This window comes from Streptomyces sp. NPDC043876 (assembly GCF_056435825.1).
Genome location: NZ_JBWKDV010000006.1, coordinates 314147 through 341045, shown reverse-complemented (window position 1 = coordinate 341045; position 26899 = coordinate 314147). Strand labels below are relative to the sequence as shown.

Sequence of the window (26899 nt, the reverse complement as noted above, 5' to 3'; positions counted from 1 at the left end):
CGCTGGCGCACGGGGCGCGCTGGTATATGTGCCCAGCGGAAGCAAAGCGGAACGATAAATTCCGCCTCTTGTCAGATCCGACGGTAACGCGTGTAGAGGAACCCGGCCTCTTCCAGCAGCAGGGCCAGCGCGAGCCGTTGGGGTACGTCGACCCGCGGGCCCCCCGCGATCCGCTGGGCGTCACCCGCCGTGAGGGTCGGCGAGACGCTCAGGCACAGCTCGTCCAGCACCTCCGCGGCCACGAACTGGCCCAGCAGCCGCGGCCCGCCCTCGGTGAGCTGACGGCGCAGCCCCCGGTCCGCCAGCTCCCGCACCGCCCGGGCGGGGTCCACGCCCGCACCCTCACCGGCGACCACCACCTCGGCCCCGGACGCGGTCGCCGCCGCGACCCGGTCCGCGGGGGCGGCGGCCCCGGTGAGCACCAGGGTGGGCACGAGCGGCTCGCGGAAGAGGGGCAGGGCGAAGTCCAGGTCCAGACTGGCGGTGACCACCGCGATGACCGGGGCGGGACCCTGGCCCGCGGCGGCCCGGCGGGCGGCGAAATCGGCACGGGCGCGGGCCGGGCGGTAGCCCTCCTGGCGAACCGTTTCCGCGCCCACGACCACCACGTCGGCCAGGGCCCGGAGGGTGCCGAAGATCCGCATGTCGGTCTCGCTGGAGAGGGGGTGCGAGCGCCCGTCGTGCTGACCGGCGCCGTCGAGCGAGGCGACCATGTTGGCGCGCAGCCAGTGCGCCCCGCCGTCGAGCGCGGGGTACGCGTAGGCCTCCGCCAGCTCGTCCAGGGACCACGGCCGGTCGTCCGGGGCGGGGGATGTCTGATCGGTCACAGGGAACAGGCGTCGCATCGGTGCAGTCTGCCACGCCCCGTAGAGTTGAGTGCTGTGTCAACCTCTCTCTCCCCCTCCGGTGCCGACGCCCACCCCGCCGCCACCGGACGGAGCCCGATGGCCGACGCGGGAACCGGTGACGGACCCGACGCGGGCCCGCTCGCGCTGTGCGCCCGCGCGCCCCACGTGCCCGCCGAACGGCTCGTCGCCGAGATGGTGCCGCCGCCCCGTTTCGACTCGGTGCGCTTCGCCACCTACAACCCCGATCCGGACCAGCCGAGCCAGTCCGAGGCGGTCACCGTGCTCAGCGGCTTCGCCGCCGGTCTGGGCGGGGCGCACGCGAGCGGCGCGGGCAAGCGGCGCTGGTTCGCCAAGAACCCCAAGAAGGCGGCCGCCGCGACCGGCCCGCGCGGGGTCTACCTCGACGGCGGCTACGGCGTCGGCAAGACCCACCTGCTGGCCTCCCTGTGGCACGCCACTCCGGCCGAGCCCGCGCTCAAGGCCTTCGGCACCTTCGTGGAGCTGACGAACCTGGTCGGCGCGCTCGGCTTCCAGCAGACCGTCCAGACCCTGGGCGGGCACCGGCTGCTGTGCATCGACGAATTCGAACTGGACGACCCGGGCGACACCGTGCTCGTGTCCTCGCTGCTCAGCAGGCTCGTCGAACAGGGCGTCGCGCTCGCGGCGACCTCCAACACGCTGCCCGGCAAGCTCGGCGAGGGCCGGTTCGCGGCCGCCGACTTCCTGCGCGAGATCCAGGGCCTGTCGGCGCAGTTCCGCCCGCTGCGGATCGACGGCCAGGACTACCGCCACCGCGGCCTGCCCGAGGCGCCCGCGCCGTACTCCGACGAGCAGGTCGCCAAGGCGGCGTACGCCACGCCCGGCGCCAGCCTCGACGACTTCCCCGGGCTGCTCGAACACCTGGCCAAGGTCCACCCGAGCCGCTACGGCGCGCTCACCGAGGGCGTCACCGCGGTCTGCCTCACCGACGTCGGCGCGGTGCCGGACCAGTCGACGGCGCTGCGCCTGGTGGTGCTCGCCGACCGGCTCTACGACCGCGAGATACCCGTGCTGGCCTCCGGGGTGCCCTTCGACCGGCTGTTCAGTGACGAGATGCTGAACGGCGGGTACCGAAAGAAGTACTTCCGCGCCATCTCGCGCCTCACCGCGCTCGCCCGCGACGCGAAGGGCCTGGTCGCCCAGTAGGTTTGGGGTTCGCCGGGCCGGTCCCCAAGCCGCCCGGCAGCTTCCGCCTATGTGAAGGGATCGCCCATGGCCACCACGCGTCACGCGCACACCGTCTGGGAAGGCAACCTGCTGGGGGGCTCGGGGGTCGTCACCCTCGACTCCTCGGGGATCGGTTCCTACGACGTCTCCTGGCCGTCGCGCGCCGAGCAGGCCAACGGCAAGACCAGCCCGGAAGAGCTGATCGCCGCCGCGCACTCCAGCTGCTACTCGATGGCGCTCTCGCACGGTCTGGACGGCGCGGGCACTCCGCCCACCCGCCTGGAGACCAAGGCCGACGTCACCTTCCAGCCGGGTGAGGGCATCACCGGCATCCACCTCAGCGTGCGCGCCGAGGTGCCCGGTCTGGACGCCGAGGCCTTCGCCGCCGCGGCCGAGGACGCCAAGAAGAACTGCCCGGTCAGCCAGGCCCTGACGGGGACCACGATCACGCTCTCCGCCGAGCTGCTCTGACCCCGGCGCCACCGGCTCCCGCCCGTCCGCTGCCGCCCCGCTCCGGGAACGGGGCGGCGGGCGGGCGGCGCAACCGGGGCTTACCCGCAGGTGTGACGCCGCGGCGGGCCCGACCGCGTCTCGGTCCCCCCGGCCCGGCCCCGTGGTAGGACGGCCCGGAACATCTCCGGTCCCGCCTTGGGGAGTTGCCGATGCCCACCACCCGCCGCAGCCTGCTCGCCGCAGGCGGCACGGCCGCCGCCATCGCCTTCACGGGCGCCCTGGGGGCCCTCTTCCCGACCGCCGCGGGAGCCCGTCCGCGCGCGGCGCTCCCCGCGCCGCCCGCCGAGGGCTACGGACCGCTCGTACCGGACCCCGCCGGGCTGCTGGACCTGCCCGCCGGGTTCCGCTACCGGGTGCTGTCCCGTGCCGGGGACCGGCTGCGCTCCGGCGAGGGCGCCGTCCCGGCCAACTGCGACGGCATGGCCGCCTTCGCCGCCCCGGCCGGCGGCGTGCGGCTGGTGCGCAACCACGAGAACCGCACCACCGCGGCCCTGCGCGTACCGCCGGTCGAGGGGCTGACCTACGACCCGGCCGCGCTCGGCGGCTGCACCGTCATCGACCTCTGCCCGGCGGGCGAGGTGGTCGGCGAGCGGGTGGGCATCGCGGGGACGGCCGTCAACTGCGCGGGCGGGCGCACCCCCTGGGACACCTGGCTGACCTGCGAGGAGACCGAGGACACGGCGGGCGTCGCCGGGTACGCGAAGGACCACGGCTACGTCTTCGAGGTGGACCCGGCCGACCCGCGGCGCTCGGATCCGGTCCCGCTGACGGCGATGGGCCGCTTCGCCCACGAGGCCGTGGCGGTGGACCCGGTGCGCGGGATCGTCTACGAGACCGAGGACGCGTTCGTCAAGCCGTTCGGGCTGTTCTACCGCTTCCTGCCGCGGCGACCGCTGGGCGGCGCGGGCTCGCTGCGGGCCGGGGGCGCGCTGGAGGCGATGCGCGTGCGGGGGGTGGCGGACCTGGCGTCCGTGACCGGGCCGGGGGCGGTGTTCCCGGTCGAGTGGGTGCCCGTACCGGACCCGTCGGCGGCCCGCACGCCGATCCGGCTCCAGGACTTCGGCCCGGGCGGGATCACGCACGCGCAGAAGCTGGAGGGCTGCTACTGGAGCGGGGACGTCGTGCACTTCGTCTCCAGCTTCGCCCGCAGCCGCGAGGGGGCCGCCGCCGACCACTTCGGCCAGGTCTGGTCCTACGATCCCGTGCGCGCCCGGATCCGCCTGGAGGTGGTCTTCGGCCCCTCCACGGACATCCGGCTGCCGGGGGACTCGCCGGACAACATCTGCCCGGCGCCGGACGGCGGCCTGATGGTGTGCGAGGACGGCGGCGGGGCGCAGTACGTCTTCGGACTGACGCGGACCGGCACGGTGTACCCGATGGCCCGCAACGCGGACGACATCGGTACGCCGGGCGCCCCGGAGTACGGCGAGTTCGCGGGGGTCACCTTCGCCCCCGACGGCCGGACGATGTACGTCAACGCCTACGCCCCGGGCACCACCTTCGCGGTGACCGGCCCCTGGCACTGACCCCGCGCCGCCCGCGCCCTCGCGCCGCCGCCCGATCCGGGTGAAGATCGTACGGAAGCCGTGCGAGGGCAGAGGGGGCCGTGGTGGCCGAGCGGAAGAAGGACAAGGACACGCACACCGGGTCCGCCGGACCGGACCGGTCCGTCGGGGAGCTGCTGCGGGTGCCCGTCGGGGAGGCGGTCCACCTGGCGCGGATCGACGCCCGCTCGACGCCCGGCGCGCCCGGCGGGAAGGGGGCCGGCAAGGCGGGCCGCAAAGCGGCCGGGCTGGCCGACACCGCCGCGATGGGCGAGCGGCTCGCCTCCCTCCAGGAACGGCTGTACGCCGCCGCGACCGCCGGGGACCGGCGCCGGGTGCTGCTCGTGCTCCAGGGCATGGACACCAGTGGCAAGGGCGGCACGGTCAAGCACGTGGCCGGCCTGTTCAACCCCGCGGGCTGCCGGACCAGGGCCTTCAAGGCTCCCACGGCGCGGGAGCTGGACCACCCCTTCCTGTGGCGGATCAAGAAGGCCCTCCCGCGGCCGGGCGAGATCGGCGTCTTCGACCGCTCGCACTACGAGGACGTGCTGATCGCCCGGGTCCACGAGCTGGCGCCGCGCAACCGGCTGCGCCGCCGCTACGCGCAGATCAACCGGTTCGAGCAGGCCCTCGCGGACGACGGGGTGAGCATCGTCAAGGTCTTCCTCCACCTCTCCTACGAGGAGCAGCGCGAGCGGCTGCTGGCCCGGCTGGACGATCCGGCGAAGCACTGGAAGTTCAGCCCCGGGGACATCGAGGAGCGCGCCCTGTGGCCCGCCTACCAGGAGGCCTACGAACTGGCCCTGGAACGCTGCTCCAGCGCCGCCGCGCCCTGGTACGTCGTGCCCGCCGACCGCAAGTGGTACCGCAACTGGGCGGTTGCCGCGCTGCTCCTGGAGCACCTGGAGGCGCTCGCGCCGCGCTATCCCGAGGCGGACTTCGACGTGGAGGAGTGCCGCTCCCGGCTGCTTACCTCATAGTCATATATTTTGCGTACGTGACCATTCCTGTACGCAAAGTGGCCGTACTCGTCGCGCTCGGCGCCGCCCTCGCCGGCTGCGGAGGCGGCCCGGCCGCCCCGGCGGCCCTCGGCCCGGCCAAGCCGGAGGCGCCCCGTTCGGCAACGCCGTCGGGCCCGCCGTCGCCCAGCGCCGCGGCCCCGGCCGCCAAGGCCCCCACGATCGCCCCCGGCCCGGGCGGGCTGACCCCGGTCTTCGAGCGCGCGCGGCAGAGCACCGACAAGACCGTCGCACTCACCTTCGACGCGGACATGACCTCCGACCAGGGGCCGCGCGCGGCGGCGGGCGAGCACTTCGACAACCCGCAGCTGATCTCCACGCTGAAGCGGCTGAAGGTGCCCGCCACCGTGTTCATGACCGGCCGCTGGGCCGAGGAGTACCCGGACCAGGCCAAGGCCATCGGCACCGATCCGGACTTCGAGATCGCGAACCACTCCTACAGCCACCACGCCTTCAAGTCCCCCTGCTACGGACTCCCCGCGCTGGACGCCGCCGCGGCCCGGGCCGACGTCGACCGGGCCTTCGAGGCCTTCCGGAAGGCCGGCGCGGTCAACACCGTCCCCTACTTCCGCTTCCCCGGCGGCTGCTACGACGACCAGGCGCTGCGGGTCCTGTCCTCGGCCAAGGTCACGGCCGTGCAGTGGGACGTGGTCAGCGGGGACGCCTTCGCCAAGGACCCGGACGCGGTGGCCGAGCAGGTGCTGGCCGGCGTGAAGCCCGGTTCGGTCGTGGTCATGCACTGCACCCGCAGCGCCGCCCCCGTGACCGAGGAGGCGGTGGCCAAGGTCGTCCCGGAGCTGCGCAAGCGCGGCTACCGCTTCGTGAAGGTGTCCGACCTGATCGGCAAGTGAGACCCGGGCCCCGCGCCCGCTAGCCGGAGCAGGCGGTGCGCTGCGCTTCCTGCCACTCGCACACCGGGCACAGCACCACGCCCGGGGTGGCGACCCCGTACTCGGTGGGCTTGCCGCACTGCACGCAGTCCGCGTACGGCGGCCCGGGCACGCGCCCGGCCGGCGCGGCGGGCGCGGGGCAGTACGTCGCGTTCTCGTCCGGGCGCTGCGGCCCCTCCCACTGGTCCATGCCCCCGACGGTACCCGGGCCCGCCGGCCACCGCCGCGGCGGCGGCTTCGCGGGCGCCGTTTCAGTGCGCGGCGGCCGCCTCGGTGACCTCGCTCGGGCGGACGATGACGAAGCCCTCGCCGCGCAGCATCAGCTGGACGGCCTCGCCGGAGCCGCCGCGGATCATCGAACCGACGGACTGCGAGCGGTGCAGGCCGGTCTCCAGCTGGGCGCTCCAGCCGACGACCGCGTCCGTGTCGACGTACACCGGCGCCTGCGCGGTGACGGGGATGATGATCGGATTGCCGTCGCAGACCAGGGCGAGCTTGCCGTAGCCGGTGAAGACGCTGTTGAAGAGGCCGCCACCGGTCATTCCGGCGCCCTTCACCATCTTGATCTCGTACGCCAGCGTCGGGTCGAAGCACAGGACGTTGCGGCCGTTGAGGCTCAGCGCGTCGCCCTGCTCGATCTCGACGATGAAGCAGTTCCCGGCCTGGTGCGCGAACCAGGCCTCGCCCTGCCCGCGGACCGACATCAGGGCCAGGCCCTCGCCCGTGACCGCGCGCTTGAGCATGCCCCCGATGCCCTGTCCCTTGCGCTCGAACTGGAGGTTGCCCCGGAAGGCGATCATCGCGCCCTGGCGGGCGAGCATTTCACCGTTGACGGTGTACTTGACGGATTTGGCGTTCTGCAGCTCCATGCCGGGGGCGGTGGGTGCCTGGGCCAGGTTCTCGGTTGCGAAAAGATCACTCTTCATGGGGGGATCCTCGCCCGCGCAGGGCCGCACGGGCATCCTCCTGAAGTCGGAGGCGGCGAAGCGGGATGGCAGACTTGGCCGGATGAGCGCTCCCGACACGGCCCCCGACACCTCCCGCGACGAGGCCCCGCAGTTCGTGCTGCCGCTGGTGGTCCGGCTGGAGAAGACCGCTCCCCCGGCCCGGACGCACGCGCTGGAGACCGCGGCCCGCGCGGTCCTGGTGCTGCTCTCGGACGAGCGGGCGTGCGGCGAGGGCGAGTGGGCCCGGGCGGTCCACGACTGGCAGGACGCGCGGATCCGCAAGGTGGTGCGCCGGGCGCGCGGCGCGGAGTGGCGCAAGGCGGAGACCCTGCCGGGCATCACGGTCCGGGGCGCGGGGGCCGAGGTCCGCGTGTTCCCGCCCGTCCCGCTGGACGGCTGGCCGAAGGAACTCGCCAAGCTCCAGGTGTCCGGCACCGACTTGGACGACCCGGAACCGGTCGCTCCGGCGGCGCCCGGCGTGCCGGTGCTGTGGCTCAACCCGGAGCTGGAGATGTCGGCGGGCAAGGAGATGGCGCAGGCCGGGCACGCGGCGCAGCTGGCCTGGTGGGAGCTGACCGGCCCCGAGCGGGCGGCCTGGCGGGCGGACGGTTTCCGGCTGGCCGTGCGGACGGCCGCGCCCGGGCGGTGGGCCGCGCTGACCGGGAGCGGGCTTCCGGTGGTCCGGGACGCCGGGTTCACCGAGATCGCGCCCGGCTCCTGCACCGTGGTCTCCGACCACCCGGCCCTGCGCGCCCGCCTGCGGTAGCGGCAGGAGGCCCTCCCCTTCTTCCGTCCCGTACGGAACCTCAAATATTGCTCTGAACGTCCCTATCCTGCGGTTGGCGGGTCTTCGCCGGGGCCATGACACCGGCACGACCGCTTGGAAGGGGGCGAGGGGTACATGAAGCGCACGGCACACCTGGGGGTGGGCATCGGCTGGCGGCCGGAGATCGCGGACGCGGTGGAGCGGCTGCCGGACCTGGACTGGGTCGAGGTGGTGGCCGAGAACATCTGCCCGGGCCACCTCCCCGCCTCGCTGCTGCGGCTGCGCGAGCGCGGCACCACGGTCGTCCCGCACGGCGTCGGCCTCGGCCTCGGCGGCGCCGACCGGCCCGACCCGGCGCGGCTGGCCGCCCTGGCCGAGCGTGCGGTGGCGCTGGGGGCGCCGCTGGTCAGCGAGCACATCGCTTTCGTACGGACCTCCTCGCCGGCGCTGGAGGCCGGGCACCTGCTGCCCGTCCCGCGGACCCGGGACGCCCTGGACGTGCTGTGCGAGAACGTGCGCATCGCCCAGGACGCGCTGCCGGTCCCGCTGGCCCTGGAGAACATCGCCGCGCTGATCCGCTGGCCCGGCGAGGAGCTGACGGAGGGGCAGTTCCTGGCCGAGCTGGTCGAGCGGACCGGCGTACGGCTGCTGATCGACGTGGCCAACCTGCACACGAACCGGGTCAACCGGGGTGAGGACCCGCTCGCCGCGCTGGACGCGATCCCGCTGGAGGCGCTGGCGTACGTCCACGTCGCGGGCGGGGTCGAGCGGGACGGCGTGTGGCACGACACCCACGCGCACCCCGTCGCGCCGGTCGTCCTCGACCTGCTGGCGGAGCTGCGCGCCCGGGTGGACCCGCCGGGCGTGCTGCTGGAGCGCGACGACGACTTCCCTGCGGAGGCCGAGCTGGCGGGCGAACTGAGCGCCGTCCGCGCGGTGGTCCGGGGCGCCGGCCGAAGCCCGGAGCCGCCCGCGCCGCGCTCCCCCGCGCCCCCCGTTCCCGGCGGCTCCGGCGCGCCCGGGAAGACCCCCGCGCCCGGGGACCTGCCGGCCGCGCGCACCCGGGTCGGCCTCGGCCAGGCCGCCCTGCTGTCGGCGCTGGTCGCGGGGACGCCCGTACCCGAGGGGTTCGACGGGCGGCGGCTGCGGGTGCAGTCGCGCGCCCTCGCCGCCAAGCGCGCGGGAGTGGTCCGCAAGCTGGCCCCGGAACTGGTGGAGATCCTGGGCGCCGCGGCCTACCGCGAAGCCTTCCTGCGGTACGCCCGCAGCCGCCCCATGACCGGCGGCTACCGCCGCGACGCGCTCGACTTCGCCGAGCACCTGCTCATCCGGGACCTCCCCGAAGACGCGGCGGCCCGCCGCCTACTGACCGAGTGGTGGCAGGACCGGGCCGGGGTCCGTCCCCCGGGACGGCTGGCCCGCTGGGCGCGGACCCTGCTGCCCGGGCGGCGCAGGCCGCCGCGCCCCGACGCCCCGGCCGCGGCCGCCGCGGGCGCGCACCCGGCCCGCAGCGGGCACGCCGCGCCCGCCCGGCACACCGGTCCGGCGGCCGCCCGGAGCGCGAGATGAACGCGCTCGCGGTCCTCGTCTGGGTGACCGTCATCGCCTCGTCCGTCGCACTGCACCTGGGGATCCGGCGCTTTCGCACCCGCCCGGCCGGTCCCGTGCCCCGGCTGCACGACCTCTCCGAGGCCGCCTTCCTCTCCGGCGGCCCGGGCCGGGTCGTCGACGCCGCGCTCGTCTCGCTGCTCTGCGACGGCCGGCTCGTCATCGGCGGTCCCGGCATCGTGCACGCGCTGCCCGGGGTGCGCGCCCACGACCCCGCCGAACGGGCGGTGCTCCAGGCGCACGCGGCGGCGCCCTCGGGGGCCCTGCACGTCCTGCGGGCGGCGGCGATGCGGGACCCGGCCGTCCAGGAGACCGGGGACGCGCTGGCCGACCGCGGGCTGATCGCGCTGCCCGGCACCGGCCGGGTGTGGCGGCGCTGGGGCAAGATCCAGGCCGTCACCTGCGTGCTGGGCTTCCCGCTCGCGATCGCGCTCACCGTCCTGCAGTTCACCGGTGGCCCCCCGCACGGCTTCCAGGTGCCCTTCGTCTTCATGGTGTTCCCGGTGCTGCTGGGCGGCGCGGTGGCGGGCGGGGTCGGCGCCTCCCGGGCCCTGGGCCGGGTCACCACGGCCGGGCGCCGGGCGCTGAACGAGATCCGCGCGCTGCACGTGCGCGACCGGAGCGCGCAGGTCCAGGCCGCGCTGTTCGGGCTGGCGGGGGTCCGGGACCCGTACCTGCGGGCGCAGCTGCTGCCCGCCGCGCGGCTCGGCGCCGCCCGCGCCGCCTCCGCGCGCCGCCGCTCCCCGCACTCCGGCGGGTCCGCCGGGTCATCCGTCGACATGCTGCCCGTCGTGTGGTGCGCCGGGAGCGACGGCGGCGGGGCGAGCGGCTGCGGCGGCAGTTCCGGGTCGAGCTGCGCCGCCCCGTCGTCGAGCTGCGGATCGTCCGGTTCCTCGTGCGGCTCGTCGGGGTCGGGCTGCGGCTCCTCGGGGAGCAGCTGCTCCAGCTCCTCCAGCAGCTGTTCCAGCGGTTCGAGTTGTGGCGGTTCGTCCAGCAGCAGCTGTTCCAGCAGCTCCTGACGTCCGGCCGTGTTCTGGATCCCGCTGCTGCTGACGGCCTGGGCCGGGGCGCTGCTGTCCTGCGCCCGTCTCCTCGCAGCCGCGTCCGGCGACGCGGAGCCCGCCCCCGGCGGGGCCCCCGCGCACCGCTACGACGGGCTGGGCCTGTACGAGGCGGCCTACCTGGCGGGCGGTCCCCGGCGGGTCGCCGAGCTGGCGATGCTCTCCCTGGAGGCCCGGCGGGGCCTGCTGCTGAGCCGTACCGGCTGGGCGACCGTGCTGGACCCGGCCGGCCGCGATCCGCTGGAACGCTGCGTGCTCGCCGCGTTCGGGCCCGACGGGCAGGCACCGGTGGAGGCCGTCCGTAGCGCCGTGGCCGGGGGCGGGGCCGTACGGGCGCTCGCGGAGCGGCTCGGTACGGCGGGCCTCGCCCTGCCCGGGGGCGCCCGGGCGGGCATCGCCGCGGGGGTGGGGGCGGTGCGGGGGGCCGGTGCGCTGATCCTCGTGCTGGCCGCGGCCTCCCTCGCGGTACCCGGCGCCACCTCCCCGGCCCTGATCCTGTGCGGGTTCGCGCTGCCGCTGGTCCTCACCCTGGGCTGCCTGGGCATCGCCCGCTTCGAGTCCCACCCGTACTCCTCCTGGGCCTCCCCCGCCGGACAGCGACTGCTCACGGCGCTGGACCGCGAGCGCGGGCGCGACGAGCCGCTGGTGGCCGTCGCCGTGCGCGGGATCCGCGCCGTCGCGGATCCGGAGCTGCGGGCCGCGCTGTCCTGCGGCGACCGGGCGACGCTGCCGCGGCAAGGGAGGTACTGAGCGCGACACCCGGTCGTGATCCTGTACAAGCGGGCCGCCCTGACGTCCCATCAGCTGATCCGATGAAAGGACAGGGGTCGCCATGGCAACGACGCGCGCACGCCGCGGGGCCGCCGCGGCGGTCCTCTCCCTGGCCCTCTGCGTCCCCGTGGCTCCGGCCCGGGCCGCCGACACCCCGGGCGCCGCGGCCGACACCTCGGGCTCCGCGGCCGACGCGCCGGGCACGCCGGGCACGCCGGGCACGCCGGCGGGCGATCCCCCGGCGGAGTCAACGGCCGAGCGCGCCCGGCGCCTGGGGGCCGTGACCGTCGCCCGCCGGACCGCCGCGCACCGCCCCGCCTTCGGCCCCTGCCCCGCGAGCGAGGGGCTGGCGGATCCCGTCCGGTGCGCCCTGCTGCGCGTGCCGCTCGACTACGCCCGCCCCGACGGCCCGCAGATCTCGCTGACCGTCAGCCGGATCGCCGCGACCGGCGGCCGGGCCGCCCGGCAGGGCTCCCTCGTGCACAACCCGGGCGGCCCCGGCGCCTCCGGCATGTACTTCCCGCTCGTCGCCGACCTGCCCGAGTGGCGGCGCGTCGCCGCCGCCTACGACCTGGTCGGCTACGCCCCGCGCGGGGTCGGGCGCTCGGCCCCCCTCTCCTGCCAGGACCCGGCCGCCCGGCCCCAGGGCCCCACCCAGGTCCCGGAGCGGCCCTCCGAGGCGTACAAGAAGGAGCGGCTCGCGGCCGCCGAGGAGTACGGGCGGGGCTGCGCGCGACGGGCGGGCGCAGCGCTGCCGTACTACACGACCCTCGACAACGTCCGCGACCTGTACGTGCTGCGCGCCGCCCTCGGCGACGAACGGCTGAACTTCTACGGGGCCTCGTACGGGACCTACCTCGGCGCGGTCTACGCGACGCTGTACCCGCGGCAGGTGCGACGGCTGGTCTTCGACTCGGCGGTCGACCCGGACCCGCGGCGGATCTGGTACCGCGACAACCTCGACCAGTCACCGGCGTTCGAGCGGCGCTGGGCCGACTTCCGCGCCTGGGCGGCCCGCCACCACGACGTCTACCGCCTCGGCGCCACCGCCGAGGCGGTCCGGGCGAGCTACGAGAAGGTCCGTGCGCGGGTGGCCCGCGCGCCCGCGGGCGGCGTGGTCGGCACCGGTGAACTGCAGGCGGCGTACCTCAAGGCGGCCTACTACGACGACGTCTGGCCGCAGCGGGCGGCCGCGCTCAGCGCCTACCTGCGCGGAGACCCCGGGCCGCTGGTCGAACAGGCGGGCCCGGACCCGGCGGCGGCCGCGGCGAACGAGAACGCGCGGGCGGTCTACACCACGGTGCTGTGCAACGACGCGCCCTGGCCCGCGGACTGGGCGACCTGGGACCGAGACAACACCGAGCTGGCCCGCACCGCCCCCTTCGAGACCTGGCCGAACGCCTTCCTGAACCTGCCGTGCGCGTCCTGGCCGGCCGCCGCGCGGCGGCAGCGCCCGGTGGAGGTGGGCACGGGCGGGGCGGGCGCTGCGGCGCTGCCGCGGACCCTCGTGGTGGCCGCGGAGCGGGACGGGGCGACGCCCTATCCGGGGGCCCTGGAACTCCAGCGGCGCCTCGGCCCGCGGGCCTCGCTGGTCACGGAGGCGGGGGCCGGTACCCACGGCGTGGTCGGCGGACGCAACGACTGCGTGGACCGGCACGTGGAGCGGTATCTGCTGACGGGTGACACAGCGGGACGGCGCGTCATGTGCGCGCCGCATCCGGAGCCCGCACCGGTGTCGCTGGACGACCGGGCAGCGCGCACCCGCAGGGTGCCGCTGCCGCCTGTCGTCTGAACTTCCGGGCGGGATCTCCGGCTGCGTCGATTCGGGGGCAGGGCCTCCCGATCCCCGGAAGCACGCGTCGGTCTGGACGCGCTGTCTTCCGGTCCTTCCCCCCAGGGGAGGTATCAGGCGAGCCCGGCCACCAGATCGGCGACGGACTTGCGGCGTCCGGTGTAGAAGGGCACCTCTTCACGGACGTGCATGCGGGCCTCGGAGGCGCGCAGGTGGCGCATGAGGTCGACGATGCGGTACAGCTCGTCGGCCTCGAAGGCGAGCAGCCACTCGTAGTCGCCCAGCGAGAAGGAGGCGACGGTGTTGGCCCGCACGTCCGGGTAGCCGCGGGCCATCATGCCGTGGTCCTTCAGCATGCGGCGGCGGTCCTCGTCGGGCAGCAGGTACCAGTCGTAGCTGCGGACGAAGGGGTACACACTGACGTAGTCGCGCGGGTTCTCGTCGGCCAGGAAGGCCGGGATGTGCGACTTGTTGAACTCCGCCGGGCGGTGCAGGGCCATGTTCGACCACACCGGCTCCAGCGCGCGGCCCAGCTTGGTGCGGCGGAACAGGTTGTAGGCGCTCTGCAGCTCGTCCGAGGTCTCGGCGTGCCACCAGATCATGATGTCCGCGTCGGCGCGCAGGCCGGAGACGTCGTAACTGCCGCGGACGGTGATGTCCTTCGCGGCGAGCTGGTCGAACAGCTCCTGGACCTCGTCGGCGTAACCGGCGCGGTCCTCCGGGAGGACGTCCTTCAGCTTGAAGACGGACCACAGGGTGTAGCGGATGACCTCGTTGAGGTCCTTCGCCTTCTTCCCCGCGTTGGGAATCTTCTCTGGTGCAGTCATGTGCCTATTGTCCCGTGTCCTGATCAGTGCTCTGTGCCTGGGGTGCCGAACGCGCCCGCGGGGGCCGCCGCGGGCAGTACGGCGGCCACCGCGTCGGCGGCCCGGTGGGCGCTCGCGACGCACGCCGGGATGCCCACGCCCTCGTACAGCGCCCCGCAGAGGGCGAGCCCGGGCAGGGCCGCGACGGCCGTCCGGATCCGGGCGACCCGGTCCAGGTGCCCGACGGGGTACTGCGGGAGCCCGCCGTTCCAGCGGGTGACGGCCGAGGCCACGGGGCGCGCGGCCAGGCCCACGGCGTCGCCGAGGTCTGCCAGCGACACGCCGACCAGCTCGGCGTCCTCCCGTTCCAGGACCGCCTCGTCGCCGTGCCGGCCGACGGAGGTGCGCAGCAGGAACAGCTCCGGATCGGCGCCCGACCAGGCCCACTTGTTGCTGGAGAAGGTCGAGGCCTTGATGGTCCGGCCGTCCACCGGCGGCACCAGGAACCCGCTGCCGGTCAGCGTCGGCGGCAGGTCGGCGCGCCGGAAGGCCAGGGTGACCAGGGCCATCGAGGCGTACTCGACCCCGCGCAGCTCGCTCGCGGCCGCGGGCGCGAGGCGCTCCAGCAGCCCGGCCGCGGGCCCGGCGGGGGTGGCCAGGACCACCGCGTCGGCCTCGATGACCTCGGCCGGGGCGGAGCCGGCGCCGCCGGTCACCACGCGCCAGCCCGTTTCCGTACGCAGCAGTTCGCGCACGGGCGCTCCCGTCAGGATCCGCGCCCCGGCGGCCCGGCAGGCGTCGGCGACGGCGAGCGGGAGGCGCCCGATGCCGCCCTCGATGCCCGCGAAGACGGGCCCGGCGGCCTGCGGGCCCTCGGCGGCCCGGCGCTGGATCGCGCGGACGCCCGCGCCGAGCGAGCGGTGGGTGCGGGCGGCCTCGAAGAGCTGGGGCACCGCGGCGCGCATCGAGATCCGGTAGGCGTCCCCGGCGTAGACCCCGCCGAGCAGCGGTTCCACCAGCCGGTCCACCACCTCGCGGCCCAGCCGGGCGGCGACGTACGCGCCGACGGCGACGTCCTCGCCCGGGTCGGCGGGCGCGAGGTCCGCTTCGGCGGAGATCCTCGCGAGCCCCTCGGGCGAGAGCACGCCGGAGGCGGCCAGCGGGCCGATGTCGCCGGGGACGCCCATGACGTGGCCGCGCGGCATGGGGCGCAGGGCGCCGCGGGTCCACAGGCTCGCGGTGGCGGTGGCGGGAGCCTGGAGGGCGTCGCCGAGGCCGACGGCGCGGGCCAGTTCCACGGCCTCGGGGCGGCGGGCGAGCACCGATTCGGCGCCGAGGTCGACGGGGAGGCCGGCGAGTTCCCCGGCGTACAGCTTGCCGCCGAGCCGGGAACCGGCCTCCAGTACGGTCACCCGCGCGCCGGTGGCGAGCAGCCGGTGGGCCGCCGCGAGTCCGGCGATGCCGCCGCCGATGACCACCGCGTGGCCGGGGGTCCCGGGGCCGGAGCCAGTGTGCCCGTGCGTACTCGTGTCCGCTTCCTGCATGGACACATCGTCTCAGACCGATCACCGACGCCGGACCGTGACCTCATCGGGACCGGCCCGGGACCCGTCGGCGAAACCCGGGCGGCCCGGGGCGCGTCGAAGGGCGGACACCAGCCGAGCACCGGGGGGGACCAGCGATGCGCACACACCGTGAAACGCGACACGGCACACGGCACAGCGGACAGGACCGGCCGCCGCACCGGCGGCGCCGGTCGGGCGCGGTCTGGGCGGCCCTGGCCCTGGCCGCGGCGCTCGCCCTCACCGGCTGCGGCGGTGCGGCCCGGTCCTCCGACGCCTCCGCCGACCCCGGCGCCAAGGACGACAAGGCGGCGGTGGCGCCCGCGCCCGCCCGGCAGGACGCGGAGGGCGCCCCGGGCGCCGCCGCACCGGCGCCTTCCGCTCCGGCCGACCAGGCCAAGCAGCCGGTGACCGGGCGCCCGCAGGTCATCCGGACGGCGACCCTCGCGATCGAGACGGCGCAGGCCCAGCGGGCCCTGGCCGGGGCCCGGTCCGCCGCCGAGGGCGCGGGCGGGTTCGTCGGCGCCGAGAGCACCCGGCGCGAGGCCGGCGGGGCACTGACCTCGACGCTGACCCTGCGGGTGCCCGCCGAGCGGTTCGACGCGGTCCTCACGGCGCTGGAGGGCGCCGGGACGCTGCGCGGCCGCACGGTCGAGGCGGTGGACGTGACACAGAAGGTCGCGGACGTCGACAGCCGCGTGAAGTCCCAGCAGGCGAGCGTGGTCCGGGTCAGGGAGATGATGGAGAAGGCCTCGGCGCTGAGCGACGTGGTGCTGCTGGAGGGCGAACTGAGCCGCCGCCAGTCCGATCTGGAGTCGCTGCTCGCGCAGCAGACCGCGCTCAAGGACCAGACCGCGCTGGGCACGATCACCCTCCAGGTCGCGCAGCCGCGGCAGGCCGCGGGGGCCGGAAACGAGGACCGGGCGGGATTCACCGACGCGCTGGGCGGCGGGTGGTCGGTGTTCACGACGGTGCTGCGCTGGCTCGTGCTCGCGCTCGGGGCGGTCCTGCCGTTCGCGGCGACGGCCGCGCTGGTCGTCCTCGGCCTGCGGGTGCTGCGTCGGCTGCGCGCCCCGGCGCCCGGGGCCGCGCCGTCCCCGGAGGCCCGGGACGCGGCGGACACGGGGGCCGGGGACGCGCCGGACCCGGAGCCCCGCGTGGCGGGCGGAACGTCCGTTCGGCCGTAGCGTGTTCCCGACCTGCAGGGCGGCGGAGGGACGGTAGGGACGATGGCGGCGACGGAACGACTGGTGGTGGTCGGCGGCGACGCGGCGGGGATGTCCGCCGCGTCCCAGGCCCGGCGGCTCAAGGGCCCGGCGGAGCTGGAGATCGTCGCGTTCGAGCGGTCGCACTTCACGTCGTACTCCGCGTGCGGGATCCCCTACTGGATCGGCGGCGCCGTCGGCGGACGGGACGAGCTGATCGCCCGGACCCCGGAGGAGCACCGGGCGCGCGGGATCGACCTGCGCACCCGGACCGAGGTGGTGGAGCTGGACCTGGCCCGCCGGCGCGTCCGCGCCCGGGACCTGGACTCCGGGTCCGAATCGTGGACCGGCTACGACCGGCTGGTCCTGGCCACCGGCGCCCGGCCCGTCCGCCCCCGGCTCCCCGGGATCGGCGCGCACGGCGTGCACGGCGTCCAGTCCCTGGACGACGGCCAGCGCCTGATGGACACCCTGGAGCGTACGGACGTCCGCCGGGCGGTGGTCGTCGGCGCGGGGTACATCGGCGTGGAGATGGCGGAGGCCCTGGTCCTGCGGGGCTTCGAGGTGACCGTCCTGCACCGGGGCGAGCAGCCGATGGCCACCCTGGACCCGGACATGGGCGGCCTGGTGCACCGGGCGATGAACGCGATGGGGATCACCACGGTGTCGGGGGCCGAGGTGACGGAGATCCTCACCGACGACGCGGGCCGGGCCCGCGCGGTGGCCACGGCGGCGGGCGACGAGTACCCGGCGGACGTCGTGGTGCTCGGCCTCGGCGTGGAGCCGCGCACCGCCCTGGCCCGGGCGGCCGGGCTGCCGCTCGGGGAGTCGGGCGGGCTGCTGACGGACCTCTCGATGCGGGTCCGGGGACACGAGGACATCTGGTCCGGCGGGGACTGCGTGGAGGTCCTGGACCTGGTCTCCGGCCGCACCCGGCACATCCCGCTGGGCACCCACGCCAACAAGCACGGCCAGGTCATCGGCTCCGGCGTCGGCGGCGGCGGCGGCTACGCGACCTTCCCCGGGGTGGTGGGGACGGCGGTGAGCAAGGTGTGCGACCTGGAGATCGCCCGGACGGGCCTGCGGGAGCGGGACGCGCGGGAGGTCGGGCTGCGGTTCGTGACCTCGACGATCCGCTCGACGAACACCGCCGGGTACTACCCGGGGGCGGCCGAGATGACGGTCAAGATGCTGGCCGAGCAGCGGACCGGGCGGCTGCTGGGCGTCCAGATCGTGGGCGGGGCGGGGGCGGCGAAGCGGGTGGACGTCGCGGCCGTCGCCCTGACCGCGGGCATGACCGTCGATCAGGTCGTGTCCCTGGACCTGGGCTACGCCCCGCCGTTCTCTCCCGTGTGGGACCCGGTCCTGGTGGCGGCCCGCAAGGCCGTGTCCGCGGTGCGGGCGGCGGGGGTGTAGCGGCCGTCCCCGCCCGGGGCTCCGCCCGGTACCCGCGCCTCAAACGCCGGCGGGGCTGAAAAGACGTCCTCAAACGCCGGACGGGCTGAAAAGCTCTCCCTCGCCGGGCGGGCTGGAGGCCGGCCTCGGCCGAATCCAGCCTCGCCGGCGTTTGAGGCGCGGGGTCCGGGGCGGAGCCCCGGGAGCGGCGCGGCCGCCCGCCGGGGTCAGCGCTGCGTGCGGGTGTGGACGTAGTCCACGAGGCGGGTCAGGGCCGACGGGTCGGTCGTCGGGAGGACCCCGTGGCCCAGGTTGAAGATGTGGCCCTCCAGACCGGCGGCCGCCGCGAGCACCTCGTCCGTCTTGGCCTCGACGGCCTCCGGAGTGGAGAAGAGCACCGCCGGGTCCAGGTTCCCCTGGAGCGCCTTGCCGGGCCCCACCCGCCGCACCGCTTCGTCGAGCGCGACCCGGTAGTCGACGCCCATGACGTCCGCACCGGCCTCGCCCATCAGGCCGAGCAGCTCGCCCGTGCCGACACCGAAGTGGATCCGCGGGACCCCGTACGGGGCCACGGACTCCAGGACCTTCGCGGAGGCCGGCATCACCGAGCGGCGGTAGTCCGCCGGGGCGAGCGCGCCGACCCAGGAGTCGAAGAGCTGGACGGCGGAGGCGCCCGCCTCGATCTGGACCTTCAGGAAGGAGGAGGTGATCTCCGCGAGCCGGTCGAGCAGGTCGGCCCACAGCTCCGGGTCCCCGTACATCAGGGCCTTGGTGTGCTCGTGGTTCTTCGACGGGCCGCCCTCGACGAGGTAGCTCGCGAGGGTGAACGGCGCACCGGCGAAACCGATCAACGGCGTGCCGCCGAGTTCACTCGTGAGCATGCCGATCGCCTCGGTGACGTACCAGACGTCCTCCGGGGTGAGGTCGCGCAGCTGTGCGAGGTCCTCGCGACGGCGGATCGGCTGGGCGACGACCGGGCCGATGCCCGGCTTGATGTCCAGGTCGACGCCGATGGCCTTGAGCGGGACCACGATGTCGGAGAAGAAGATCGCCGCGTCGACCCCGTGGCGCCGCACCGGCTGCATCGTGATCTCGGTGACCAGGTCGGGCCGCATGCAGGATTCCAGCATCTGCGTGCCCTCGCGGAGCTTGCGGTACTCGGGGAGCGAGCGCCCCGCCTGGCGCATGAACCACACGGGCGTGTGCGGCACCGGCTCGCGGCGGCAGGCCTTCAGGAAGGCGGAATCGTACGTCTGACTCGGCGTGCCCTGCGGGCTGTCGTTGGCGCTCACGACCCAAATCTTCGCACGTATGAAGAAGTGCCCGGCCCGGCGCGGGTGTCCCTGCGCCGTACGGGCGCCCGCTGCGCCTAGTCTTCCCCGCATGGCTGCGGCTCAGGGACGATTTTCAGATGGCGCTGACGGTGTGGACAGCGCGAAGGAGAGCTCCGTCCCGCTCCCGTTCCGGCGGGCGGTCGACGGCTTGAAGAAGGCGCGGCTGCGGTCCGGGATCGAGATCGACCCGACGAAGCCGCCCCAGCGGCTCGCTCCGCACGCCTACGCGCTGGAGGCCGCGGTCGTCGACGGCGAGGACGACCTCGCCGACGGCCGCCTCATCCTGCTCCATGACCCGTCGGGGCACGACGCCTGGCAGGGGACCTTCCGGCTGGTGACGCTGGTACGGGCGGAGCTCGAACCGGAGATGGCGGCCGATCCGCTCCTGCCCGAGGTGTGCTGGTCCTGGCTGACCGGGGCGCTGGAAGCGCGCGGGCTCGCCTACGGGGAGCCGAGCGGCACGGTGACCATGGCCGGGTCGCACTACTTCGGGGGCCTCGCGGAGCGGCGGCCCGCCACCCAGATCGAGATCAGAGCCTCGTGGACGCCCCGCGAGGGGGTGGGCGGCGTGCCGGACACGGGGGCCCACCTGGCCGCCTGGTGCGATCTGCTGTGCCAGATCGCGGGGCTGCCGCCGACCGGGCCCGTGGACACGGGTGTCGTCTCCCTGCCACAGCGCCGCGGTCCGCACCACCCGTAGGGAAGGGGCCGGACGGCCCTGTCGCGCGGTCCCGCGGGCCTTGCGCGCGGGGCCTCGCGGCGCCTCCCGAGGCCCCCGGCACCCCCTCGGCGCCCGCGGCGGGCGGTCGGAACGGGGCAACCGTTGCGGCCTTCTGATCGCCCCTTGATCGATCGCTCGTCCGAATTGCCCGAATTGTTACTCACCAAATCGTGATCATTCCCTAAAGCCGGGCGGGTGACGTGCCGAAGGAGTGAGTGACCATCCGCACGGTGGGTACCCGGCTCCTTCCCCGGCCCGAACCCACTCGCCACTCCCTCAGGAGGCCTGGTGTCCGTTCTTCTCGAGCAGCCCGCAAGCCTGGTCGCCTACCGCCCGAACAAGCCGACGGCCATGGTTGTCGTGGCCGACCCGCGCGTCCGCTCCACCGTGACCCGCCACCTGTGGGCCCTCGGGGTTCGTGACGTCATCGAGGCTTCGTCCATCGCGGAGGCCCGCCCCCGCATCGGAAGCCCGCGCGACATCTGCGTGGCCGACGTGCACCTGCCCGACGGTTCCGGTCTCACCCTGCTCTCCGAGACCCGTGCCGCGGGCTGGCCCAACGGCCTGGCCCTGTCCGCCGCCGACGACATCGGCGCCGTACGCAACGCCCTCGCGGGCGGAGTCAAGGGCTACGTCGTCACCGGAACCCGCACCAACATCGGGCTCCCCAGCCGGCCCGGCTCCGCGCCCATCGGCGCGGCCGCCGCCCGGATGCACCGCCGCCCCCCGGGTGCCCCGAGCCACCCGGGCGGCTACCGCGAGCTCTCCGGCCGCGAGGTCGAGGTCCTGCGCCTCGTCGCGGAGGGCCAGTCCAACAAGGCCATCGGCGTCTCGATGGGCCTGTCCGCCCTGACCGTCAAGTCCCACCTCGCCCGGATCGCCCGCAAGCTGGGCACCGGCGACCGGGCCGGGATGGTCGCCGTCGCACTCCGGACCGGGATCATCCACTGACCCCGTACCCGCAACCCCCGGCCCACGCCCCCGGTGACCGCCGGGCGGCGCCCCGGGGCACCCGGGGGAGCGTTCGCCCCCACCCGTCGAGCCCGTCGCCGGAACGTTCCGGCGACGGGCTCGTCGCATCCACGGATACCCTTGAGCGGTGACCGACGCCCAAGAGACCGCAGCACACCTGCGCACCACCACCGGGGGCGGCCCCCCGGACGACGAGGTTTCGTCCGACGGGCTGCCCATCCCGCTGCTCGAACCTCGTGAGGGCATCCCTCCCGTGGTCGCCGACGAAGAGGCGCTCGCCCGGGTGGTCGCGGCCTTCGCCGCGGGCACGGGACCCGTGGCCGTCGACGCCGAACGCGCCTCCGGGTACCGCTACGGCCAGCGCGCCTACCTGGTGCAGCTGCGGCGCGAAGGGGCCGGCTCCGCACTGATCGACCCCGTCGGCTGCCCGGACCTCTCGTCCCTGGGCGAGGCGCTGTCCGGCACCGAGTGGATCCTGCACGCCGCCACCCAGGACCTGCCGTGCCTGCGGGACATAGGCATGGTCCCCACCTCCCTCTTCGACACCGAACTGGCCGGGCGCCTGGCCGGGTTCCCCCGGGTCGGGCTCGGCGCGATGGTCGAGGGCGTGCTCGGCTACGCCCTGGAGAAGGGGCACTCCGCCGTCGACTGGTCCACCCGCCCGCTGCCGGAGCCGTGGCTGCGCTACGCCGCCCTGGACGTGGAACTGCTGGTGGACCTGCGCGACGCGCTGGAGGAGGAGCTCGACCGGCAGGGCAAGCTGGACTGGGCGCACCAGGAGTTCGACGCCATCGCCGCCGCCCCGCCCGCTGCGCCGCGCAAGGACCCCTGGCGGCGCACCTCCGGCATGCACAAGGTGCGGCGCCGCCGTCAGATGGCGGTGGTCCGCGAACTGTGGGAGGCCCGCGACCGGATCGCCCAGCGACGTGACGTATCCCCGGGCAAGGTTCTGGGCGACACGGCGATCGTCGAGGCGGCCCTCGCGCTGCCCCTCAACGTGCAGGAGCTGTCCACCCTGCCCGGGTACGGCCAGCGGGTCGGCCGGCGCCAGCTGGAGCAGTGGATGGCCGCCGTGGACCGCGCGAAGGCGCTGCCCGAGAACCAGCTGCCGCAGCCCGGGGCCACCCCGGCCGGTCCGCCGCCGCCGCGTTCCTGGGCGGACAAGGACCCGGACGCTGCGGCCAGGCTCTCGGCGGCCCGGACGGCCGTCTCCGCGCTGGCGGAGGGGCTGAACCTGCCGCAGGAGAACCTGATCGCCCCGGACAGCGTCCGGCGGCTGTGCTGGGAGCCGCCCGCCGAGGTGTCGGCCGATTCGGTGGCCCGGGCGCTGGGCTCCTACGGGGCCCGTCCCTGGCAGATCGAGCAGGTCACCCCGGCCCTGGTGGAGGCCCTGGCGGTCACCGCCTGACAGCCCGCCGGCATCCCGCGCGCACCCCAGAACCCCCGGTCCCGGCGACCGGGGGTTCCGCGTTGTGCGGGGCCGCGCGCCCCCGGCCCGAGGCCTTCGCCCACGCTCCCCCCTGTCCCGGTTCCGCAACAGCCGGCACCCGACGTCTTTTGAACATGCTCAAAAGCGGCTAGCTTTTTGAACATGATCAATTCCGGGTACGAGGCGTGGGTACGGGACTTCGAGGCCGAGCGGGAGCGCCGCGCTCGGGTGGGCGATCCGTCGTGGGGCCGGGGCGCCGCGCTGGATCCCGCACTGGTCCGCAGCCTCCAGCGGTTCCAGACCGGCGAGGACGGGGACGGCGCCGCACTGACGGCCAAGGCGCGGCGGGCGGGGGACGCGGCGTACACCGAGGCCGTGCGGCTCTTCGTGGCGGAGGAGCAGAACCACGCGCGGATGCTGGCGCTGCTGCTGGCCGCGGGCGGCGCGGGGACGCTGGAGGGGCACTGGAGCGACGCGGCGTTCGTCCGCCTGCGGCGGCTGCTGGGCCTGCGGGTGGAGCTGCTGGTGCTGATGGTGGCCGAGGTGGTGGCGCTGCGGTACTACCGGGCGGTGCGCGACGGCTGTCCGGATCCGCTGGCGTCGGAGGTGGCGGGGCGGATCCTGGCGGACGAGGAGCGGCACGTGCCGTTCCACTGCCTGCGCCTGCGGGAGGGCCTGGCGGGTCTCCCCCGGCCGGTCCGCCGGGCGGCCGCCCCGGCCTGGCGGGCGCTGCTCGCGGCCGGGGCGGCGGTGGTCGCCGTGGACCACGGCCCGGCCCTGTGCGGTCTCGGGGTGGGGCGGTACGCCTTCGTCCGGGACGCGTGGCGGTCCTCGGCCGGGCCGGCCGCCGCCATGGGCCCCCTGCCCGCCGCCCCGGATGGTCCCGCGGGCCCTGGCGCCCGTACCGCGGGCGTCGGACACCGGACGGGCCGGGGGCCCGCGACCCGGAGCGCGCCCGGCGGAGTGTGACCTTCGCCGCTCCTTCGGGTGGGGGTGTCCACATGGGTTACCCGCAAGTAGCATGGGGCAGGTGAGCGGGCGCTCAGCAATGATGGAGGCGCCCCCGCGCAGCAGTGCCACCCCGCACCCTGGAGGAGAGCCATCGTGCCTCGTACCGTCAGGGACGTCGTCTTCGTCGACGGCGTCCGCACCCCGTTCGGCAAGGCGGGCCCGAAGGGCATCTACCACGAGACCCGGGCCGACGACCTCGTCGTCAAGGCGATCCGGGAGCTGCTGCGCCGCAACCCGGACCTGGACCCCGCCAAGATCGACGAGGTCGCCATCGCCGCGACCACCCAGATCGGCGACCAGGGCCTGACGCTGGGCCGCACGGCCGGCATCCTCGCGGGCCTCCCGCAGTCGGTTCCGGGCTACTCCATCGACCGCATGTGCGCCGGTGCGCTCACGGCCGTGACGACCGCCGCCGGTTCCATCGCCTTCGGCGCCTACGACGTGGTCATCGCCGGTGGCGTCGAGCACATGGGCCGCCACCCGATGGGCGAGGGCGTGGACCCGAACCCGCGCTTCGTCAGCGAGAAGCTGGTCGACGAGTCGGCCCTCTTCATGGGCATGACGGCGGAGAACCTGCACGACCGCTACCCCGCCATCACCAAGCTCCGCGCCGACGAGTACGCCGTGCGCTCGCAGGAGAAGGCCGCCAAGGCGTACGCCGACGGCAAGATCCAGCAGGACCTGGTGCCGGTCTCGGTGCGCAACACCAACCCGGACGCCGGCGAGACGGGCTGGGGCCTGGTCACCGCCGACGAGCCGATGCGCCCGGGCACCACGCTGGAGAACCTGGCGAACCTGAAGACGCCGTTCCGTACCCACGGCCGCGTCACCGCGGGCAACGCCGCCGGTCTCAACGACGGCGCCACCGCCTCGATCCTCGCCTCCGAGGACTTCGCCCGCGAGAACAACCTCCCGGTCAAGATGCGCCTGGTCTCCTACGCCTTCGCGGGCGTCGAGCCCGAGGTCATGGGCTACGGCCCGATCCCGGCCACCGAGAAGGCCCTCGCGCAGGGCGGCCTGTCGATCTCCGACATCGGCCTCTTCGAGATCAACGAGGCCTTCGCCGTCCAGGTGCTGGCCTTCCTGGAGCACTACGGCATCGCGGACGACGACGCGCGCGTCAACCAGTACGGCGGCGCGATCGCCTACGGTCACCCGCTCGCCTCCTCCGGCGTCCGCCTGCTCACCCAGCTGGCCCGCCAGTTCGAGGAGCAGCCGCACGTCCGCTACGGCCTGACCACCATGTGTGTCGGCTTCGGCATGGGCGCGACGACCATCTGGGAGAACCCGCACTTCGACGGAGGCAGCAAGTGAGCACCACCACCACTGAGCTTCTGAAGGGCGCGGCCGAGCTGTTCCCGGACGAGGTCGTCACGCAGGCGCACGTCCGCCACCTCGACCTGCCGTTCGGCGCCGGGCGCTTCGCGCTCGTCACGCTGGACAACGGCCTGGACCACACCAAGCCGACCACCTTCGGCCCGCAGTCCCTCGCCAACCTGAACGCGGCGATCGACCAGCTGGAGCAGGAGGCCCTCGCGGGCTCCATCGTCGGTGCGGGCATCACCGGCAAGCCGTTCATCTTCGCGGTCGGCGCCGACCTCAAGGGCGTCGAGCTGCTCAAGAAGCACGACGAGGCGCTCGCCATCGGCAAGGGCGGCCACGACGTCTTCAAGCGCCTCGCCGCGCTGGCCGTCCCCACCTTCGCCTACTACAACGGCGCGGCGATGGGCGGCGGTGTCGAGGTCGGTCTGCACTGCACCTACCGCACCGTCTCGAAGGCCATCCCGGCCTTCTCGCTGCCCGAGGTCTTCCTCGGTCTGGTCCCCGGCTGGGGCGGCTGCGCCCTGCTGCCGAACCTGATCGGCGCGGACCGCGCGGTCTCGGTGATCATCGAGAACTCGATGAACCAGAACCGTCAGCTCAAGGGCAAGCAGGTCTTCGAGCTGGGCATCGCCGACGCCCTGTTCGAGGGTGCCGACTTCCTCGAGCAGTCGCTCCTGTGGACCGCGAAGGTCCTCAAGGGCGAGACCGAGGTCGTACGGGCCGAGGTCGACCGCGGCGAGGCCTGGGACGCGGCGGTCGCCCGCGGCCGCGGCATCGCGGACTCCAAGGTGCACGGCGCGGCCCCGGCCGCCTACCGCGCGCTGGAGATCATCGAGGCGGCCAAGGACGGGGACCTGCAGAAGGGCTTCGACGCCGAGGACGCGGCCCTGGCCGACCTCATCATGGGCGGCGAACTGCGCTCCGGCATCTACGCCTTCAACCTGGTCCAGAAGCGCGCCAAGCGCCCGGCCGGCGCCCCGGACAAGAACCTGGCGCGCCCGGTCACCAAGGTCGGCGTCGTCGGCGCGGGCCTGATGGCCTCGCAGCTGGCGCTGCTCTTCCTGCGCCGCCTGGAGGTGCCGGTGGTGCTCACCGACATCGACCAGGAGCGCGTGGACAAGGGCGTGGGCTACGTCCACGCCGAGATCCAGAAGCTGCTCGGCAAGGGCCGCATCAACCAGGACAAGGCCAACCGGCTGACCGCCCTGGTGACGGGCGTCCTGGACAAGGCCGAGGGCTTCGCGGACGCGGACTTCATCATCGAGGCCGTGTTCGAGGAGATGTCGGTCAAGCAGAAGGTGTTCGCGGAGGTCGAGGCGGTCGCCCCGGCGCACGCGATCCTCGCCACCAACACCTCCTCGCTGTCGGTGTCGGAGATGGCCTCCAAGCTCCAGCACCCGGAGCGCGTGGTCGGCTTCCACTTCTTCAACCCGGTCGCGATCCTCCCGCTGCTGGAGATCGTCCGCGGCGAGCAGACGGACGACGCCTCGCTGGCGACGGCCTTCGGCGTGGCGCGCAAGCTGAAGAAGACCGCGGTCCTCACCAAGGACGCCCCGGCGTTCGTCGTGAACCGCATCCTCACCCGCTTCATGGGCGAGATCCAGAACGTCATCGACGAGGGCACCCCGGTGGCCACCGCCGAGAAGGCCATCGAGCCGCTCGGCCTGCCGATGTCCCCGCTGGTGCTGCTGGAGCTCGTGGGCCCGGCGATCGGTCTGCACGTCTCCGAGACCCTGAACCGCGCCTTCCCGGAGCGCTTCACCGTCTCGCCGAACCTCGCGGCCGTCGTCAAGGCCGGCAAGCGCGGCTTCTACGTCTACAACGCCGAGAACGGCTTCAAGCCGGAGCTCGACCCCGAGGTCGCCGCGCTGCTCGTCCAGGGCGACAGCGTGCTGACCGAGGAGCAGGTCCGCGACCGCGTCCTGGACGCGGTCGCGCAGGAGATCGGTCTGATGCTGGAGGAGGGTGTCGTGGCCGAGGCCCAGGACATCGACCTCTGCCTGATCACCGGTGCGGGCTGGCCCTTCCACCTGGGCGGCGTCACGCCGTACCTGGACCGCGAGGGCGTCTCGGAGCGGGTGAACGGCAAGAAGTTCCTCGCCCCCGGCGTGGCGAGCGTCCCGGCATAACGCCGGACGCACCCCGCACGACGACGGCGGGCGGTACGGGTCACCCC

General features: G+C 74.8%; 24 protein-coding genes. 18 read left to right on the top strand and 6 right to left on the bottom strand.

The genetic code is table 11. The annotated features are described in order from the left end of the window. Positions 1–71: 71 nt before the first annotated feature. Complete coding sequence (locus AC0693_RS21035; RefSeq protein WP_469316559.1) at positions 72–845, bottom strand: pyrimidine reductase family protein; 774 nt, start codon at positions 843–845, stop codon at positions 72–74. 99 nt (positions 846–944) lie between these two features. On the opposite strand from AC0693_RS21035, the gene zapE reads away from it, so the two are divergent. From zapE to AC0693_RS21010, 5 genes are all read left to right on the top strand, one after another. Beyond that, the gene (gene zapE / locus AC0693_RS21030) at positions 945–2033 is read left to right on the top strand and encodes a cell division protein ZapE (protein ID WP_469316686.1); all 1089 of its coding nucleotides are present in this window, start codon (positions 945–947) and stop codon (positions 2031–2033) included. Between the two features lie 66 nt (positions 2034–2099). Then, positions 2100–2525 (top strand): OsmC family peroxiredoxin, encoded by a 426-nt coding sequence (locus AC0693_RS21025; protein WP_356405485.1) that lies wholly within the window; start codon positions 2100–2102, stop codon positions 2523–2525. A 191-nt stretch (positions 2526–2716) separates the two neighbouring features. Next, the gene (locus AC0693_RS21020) at positions 2717–4093 is read left to right on the top strand and encodes an alkaline phosphatase PhoX (protein WP_478802527.1); all 1377 of its coding nucleotides are present in this window, start codon (positions 2717–2719) and stop codon (positions 4091–4093) included. Between the two features lie 83 nt (positions 4094–4176). Then, positions 4177–5091, top strand: a complete 915-nt coding sequence (locus tag AC0693_RS21015; RefSeq protein ID WP_356405481.1) for a PPK2 family polyphosphate kinase — start codon at positions 4177–4179, stop codon at positions 5089–5091. 17 nt (positions 5092–5108) lie between these two features. Beyond that, on the top strand, positions 5109–5981 hold the full coding sequence (locus AC0693_RS21010) for a polysaccharide deacetylase family protein (RefSeq protein WP_478802526.1): 873 nt from the start codon (positions 5109–5111) through the stop codon (positions 5979–5981). 19 nt (positions 5982–6000) lie between these two features. Here the strand turns inward: AC0693_RS21010 and AC0693_RS21005 are convergent, their stop codons facing one another. Together AC0693_RS21005 and AC0693_RS21000 are read right to left on the bottom strand one after the other, a co-directional pair. Next, positions 6001–6210: a hypothetical protein gene (locus tag AC0693_RS21005; RefSeq protein ID WP_478802525.1), complete on the bottom strand. Its 210-nt coding sequence runs from the start codon at positions 6208–6210 to the stop codon at positions 6001–6003. A 61-nt stretch (positions 6211–6271) separates the two neighbouring features. Then, a complete protein-coding gene (locus AC0693_RS21000; RefSeq protein ID WP_356405477.1) occupies positions 6272–6946 on the bottom strand; it encodes an AIM24 family protein in 675 nt (224 codons plus the stop codon). An 82-nt stretch (positions 6947–7028) separates the two neighbouring features. Here AC0693_RS21000 and AC0693_RS20995 point away from each other — a divergent pair, with 82 nt between their 5' ends. The 5 genes from AC0693_RS20995 (at position 7029) to AC0693_RS20975 (ending at position 12965) form a co-directional block, all read left to right on the top strand. Then, positions 7029–7733 carry a peptidyl-tRNA hydrolase gene (locus AC0693_RS20995; RefSeq protein ID WP_469316563.1) on the top strand — a complete coding sequence of 235 codons (705 nt, stop codon included), beginning with the start codon at positions 7029–7031 and terminating at the stop codon, positions 7731–7733. A 135-nt stretch (positions 7734–7868) separates the two neighbouring features. Continuing rightward, positions 7869–9302: an MbnB/TglH/ChrH family RiPP precursor modification enzyme gene (locus tag AC0693_RS20990; protein WP_478802524.1), complete on the top strand. Its 1434-nt coding sequence runs from the start codon at positions 7869–7871 to the stop codon at positions 9300–9302. Next, positions 9299–10360, top strand: coding sequence for a TIGR04222 domain-containing membrane protein (locus AC0693_RS20985; protein WP_356405471.1), 1062 nt, complete (start codon positions 9299–9301; stop codon positions 10358–10360). Before AC0693_RS20990 ends, AC0693_RS20985 begins: the two co-directional genes overlap by 4 nt. Before the next feature lie 9 nt (positions 10361–10369). Then, positions 10370–11152 (top strand): TIGR04222 domain-containing membrane protein, encoded by a 783-nt coding sequence (locus AC0693_RS20980; protein WP_478802523.1) that lies wholly within the window; start codon positions 10370–10372, stop codon positions 11150–11152. A gap of 82 nt (positions 11153–11234) precedes the next feature. Then, entirely contained in the window at positions 11235–12965 is a 1731-nt protein-coding gene (locus tag AC0693_RS20975; RefSeq protein WP_478802522.1) for an alpha/beta hydrolase, read from the top strand. A 113-nt stretch (positions 12966–13078) separates the two neighbouring features. Here the strand turns inward: AC0693_RS20975 and hemQ are convergent, their stop codons facing one another. Together hemQ and hemG are read right to left on the bottom strand one after the other, a co-directional pair. Next, positions 13079–13792 carry a hydrogen peroxide-dependent heme synthase gene (hemQ, locus tag AC0693_RS20970; RefSeq protein ID WP_330333270.1) on the bottom strand — a complete coding sequence of 238 codons (714 nt, stop codon included), beginning with the start codon at positions 13790–13792 and terminating at the stop codon, positions 13079–13081. A gap of 23 nt (positions 13793–13815) precedes the next feature. Beyond that, positions 13816–15315, bottom strand: a complete 1500-nt coding sequence (gene hemG, locus AC0693_RS20965) for a protoporphyrinogen oxidase (RefSeq protein WP_478802521.1) — start codon at positions 15313–15315, stop codon at positions 13816–13818. Between the two features lie 137 nt (positions 15316–15452). On the opposite strand from hemG, the gene AC0693_RS20960 reads away from it, so the two are divergent. Next, complete coding sequence (locus AC0693_RS20960) at positions 15453–16520, top strand: DUF4349 domain-containing protein (RefSeq protein WP_478802520.1); 1068 nt, start codon at positions 15453–15455, stop codon at positions 16518–16520. 42 nt (positions 16521–16562) lie between these two features. Then, the gene (locus AC0693_RS20955) at positions 16563–17954 is read left to right on the top strand and encodes an FAD-dependent oxidoreductase (protein ID WP_478802519.1); all 1392 of its coding nucleotides are present in this window, start codon (positions 16563–16565) and stop codon (positions 17952–17954) included. 206 nt (positions 17955–18160) lie between these two features. On the opposite strand, the gene hemE is transcribed toward AC0693_RS20955, so the two are convergent. Then, entirely contained in the window at positions 18161–19225 is a 1065-nt protein-coding gene (gene hemE, locus AC0693_RS20950; protein ID WP_469316570.1) for a uroporphyrinogen decarboxylase, read from the bottom strand. A gap of 91 nt (positions 19226–19316) precedes the next feature. On the opposite strand from hemE, the gene AC0693_RS20945 reads away from it, so the two are divergent. From AC0693_RS20945 to AC0693_RS20920, 6 genes are all read left to right on the top strand, one after another. Continuing rightward, positions 19317–19967 carry a DUF3000 domain-containing protein gene (locus AC0693_RS20945; RefSeq protein ID WP_356405457.1) on the top strand — a complete coding sequence of 217 codons (651 nt, stop codon included), beginning with the start codon at positions 19317–19319 and terminating at the stop codon, positions 19965–19967. Between the two features lie 309 nt (positions 19968–20276). Continuing rightward, entirely contained in the window at positions 20277–20939 is a 663-nt protein-coding gene (locus AC0693_RS20940; RefSeq protein ID WP_283449916.1) for a response regulator transcription factor, read from the top strand. A gap of 148 nt (positions 20940–21087) precedes the next feature. Further along, on the top strand, positions 21088–22368 hold the full coding sequence (locus AC0693_RS20935; RefSeq protein ID WP_478802518.1) for an HRDC domain-containing protein: 1281 nt from the start codon (positions 21088–21090) through the stop codon (positions 22366–22368). A gap of 183 nt (positions 22369–22551) precedes the next feature. Continuing rightward, positions 22552–23358: a ferritin-like domain-containing protein gene (locus AC0693_RS20930; RefSeq protein WP_478802517.1), complete on the top strand. Its 807-nt coding sequence runs from the start codon at positions 22552–22554 to the stop codon at positions 23356–23358. Positions 23359–23493: 135 nt separating this feature from the next. Continuing rightward, positions 23494–24714 carry a thiolase family protein gene (locus AC0693_RS20925; RefSeq protein ID WP_356405451.1) on the top strand — a complete coding sequence of 407 codons (1221 nt, stop codon included), beginning with the start codon at positions 23494–23496 and terminating at the stop codon, positions 24712–24714. Then, positions 24711–26852 carry a 3-hydroxyacyl-CoA dehydrogenase NAD-binding domain-containing protein gene (locus tag AC0693_RS20920; protein ID WP_469316573.1) on the top strand — a complete coding sequence of 714 codons (2142 nt, stop codon included), beginning with the start codon at positions 24711–24713 and terminating at the stop codon, positions 26850–26852. The genes AC0693_RS20925 and AC0693_RS20920 overlap by 4 nt, the downstream gene beginning before the upstream one ends. Positions 26853–26899: the final 47 nt, after the last annotated feature.

Coding starts and splice junctions, on each gene's coding strand:
- AC0693_RS21035 (WP_469316559.1), bottom strand. CDS start 845: ATGCGACGCCTGTTCCCTGTGACCGATCAGACATCCCCCGCCCCGGAC.
- zapE (WP_469316686.1), top strand. CDS start 945: ATGGCCGACGCGGGAACCGGTGACGGACCCGACGCGGGCCCGCTCGCG.
- AC0693_RS21025 (WP_356405485.1), top strand. CDS start 2,100: ATGGCCACCACGCGTCACGCGCACACCGTCTGGGAAGGCAACCTGCTG.
- AC0693_RS21020 (WP_478802527.1), top strand. CDS start 2,717: ATGCCCACCACCCGCCGCAGCCTGCTCGCCGCAGGCGGCACGGCCGCC.
- AC0693_RS21005 (WP_478802525.1), bottom strand. CDS start 6,210: ATGGACCAGTGGGAGGGGCCGCAGCGCCCGGACGAGAACGCGACGTAC.
- AC0693_RS21000 (WP_356405477.1), bottom strand. CDS start 6,946: ATGAAGAGTGATCTTTTCGCAACCGAGAACCTGGCCCAGGCACCCACC.
- AC0693_RS20995 (WP_469316563.1), top strand. CDS start 7,029: ATGAGCGCTCCCGACACGGCCCCCGACACCTCCCGCGACGAGGCCCCG.
- AC0693_RS20990 (WP_478802524.1), top strand. CDS start 7,869: ATGAAGCGCACGGCACACCTGGGGGTGGGCATCGGCTGGCGGCCGGAG.
- AC0693_RS20985 (WP_356405471.1), top strand. CDS start 9,299: ATGAACGCGCTCGCGGTCCTCGTCTGGGTGACCGTCATCGCCTCGTCC.
- AC0693_RS20975 (WP_478802522.1), top strand. CDS start 11,235: ATGGCAACGACGCGCGCACGCCGCGGGGCCGCCGCGGCGGTCCTCTCC.
- hemQ (WP_330333270.1), bottom strand. CDS start 13,792: ATGACTGCACCAGAGAAGATTCCCAACGCGGGGAAGAAGGCGAAGGAC.
- hemG (WP_478802521.1), bottom strand. CDS start 15,315: ATGCAGGAAGCGGACACGAGTACGCACGGGCACACTGGCTCCGGCCCC.
- AC0693_RS20960 (WP_478802520.1), top strand. CDS start 15,453: ATGCGCACACACCGTGAAACGCGACACGGCACACGGCACAGCGGACAG.
- AC0693_RS20955 (WP_478802519.1), top strand. CDS start 16,563: ATGGCGGCGACGGAACGACTGGTGGTGGTCGGCGGCGACGCGGCGGGG.
- AC0693_RS20945 (WP_356405457.1), top strand. CDS start 19,317: ATGGCTGCGGCTCAGGGACGATTTTCAGATGGCGCTGACGGTGTGGAC.
- AC0693_RS20930 (WP_478802517.1), top strand. CDS start 22,552: ATGATCAATTCCGGGTACGAGGCGTGGGTACGGGACTTCGAGGCCGAG.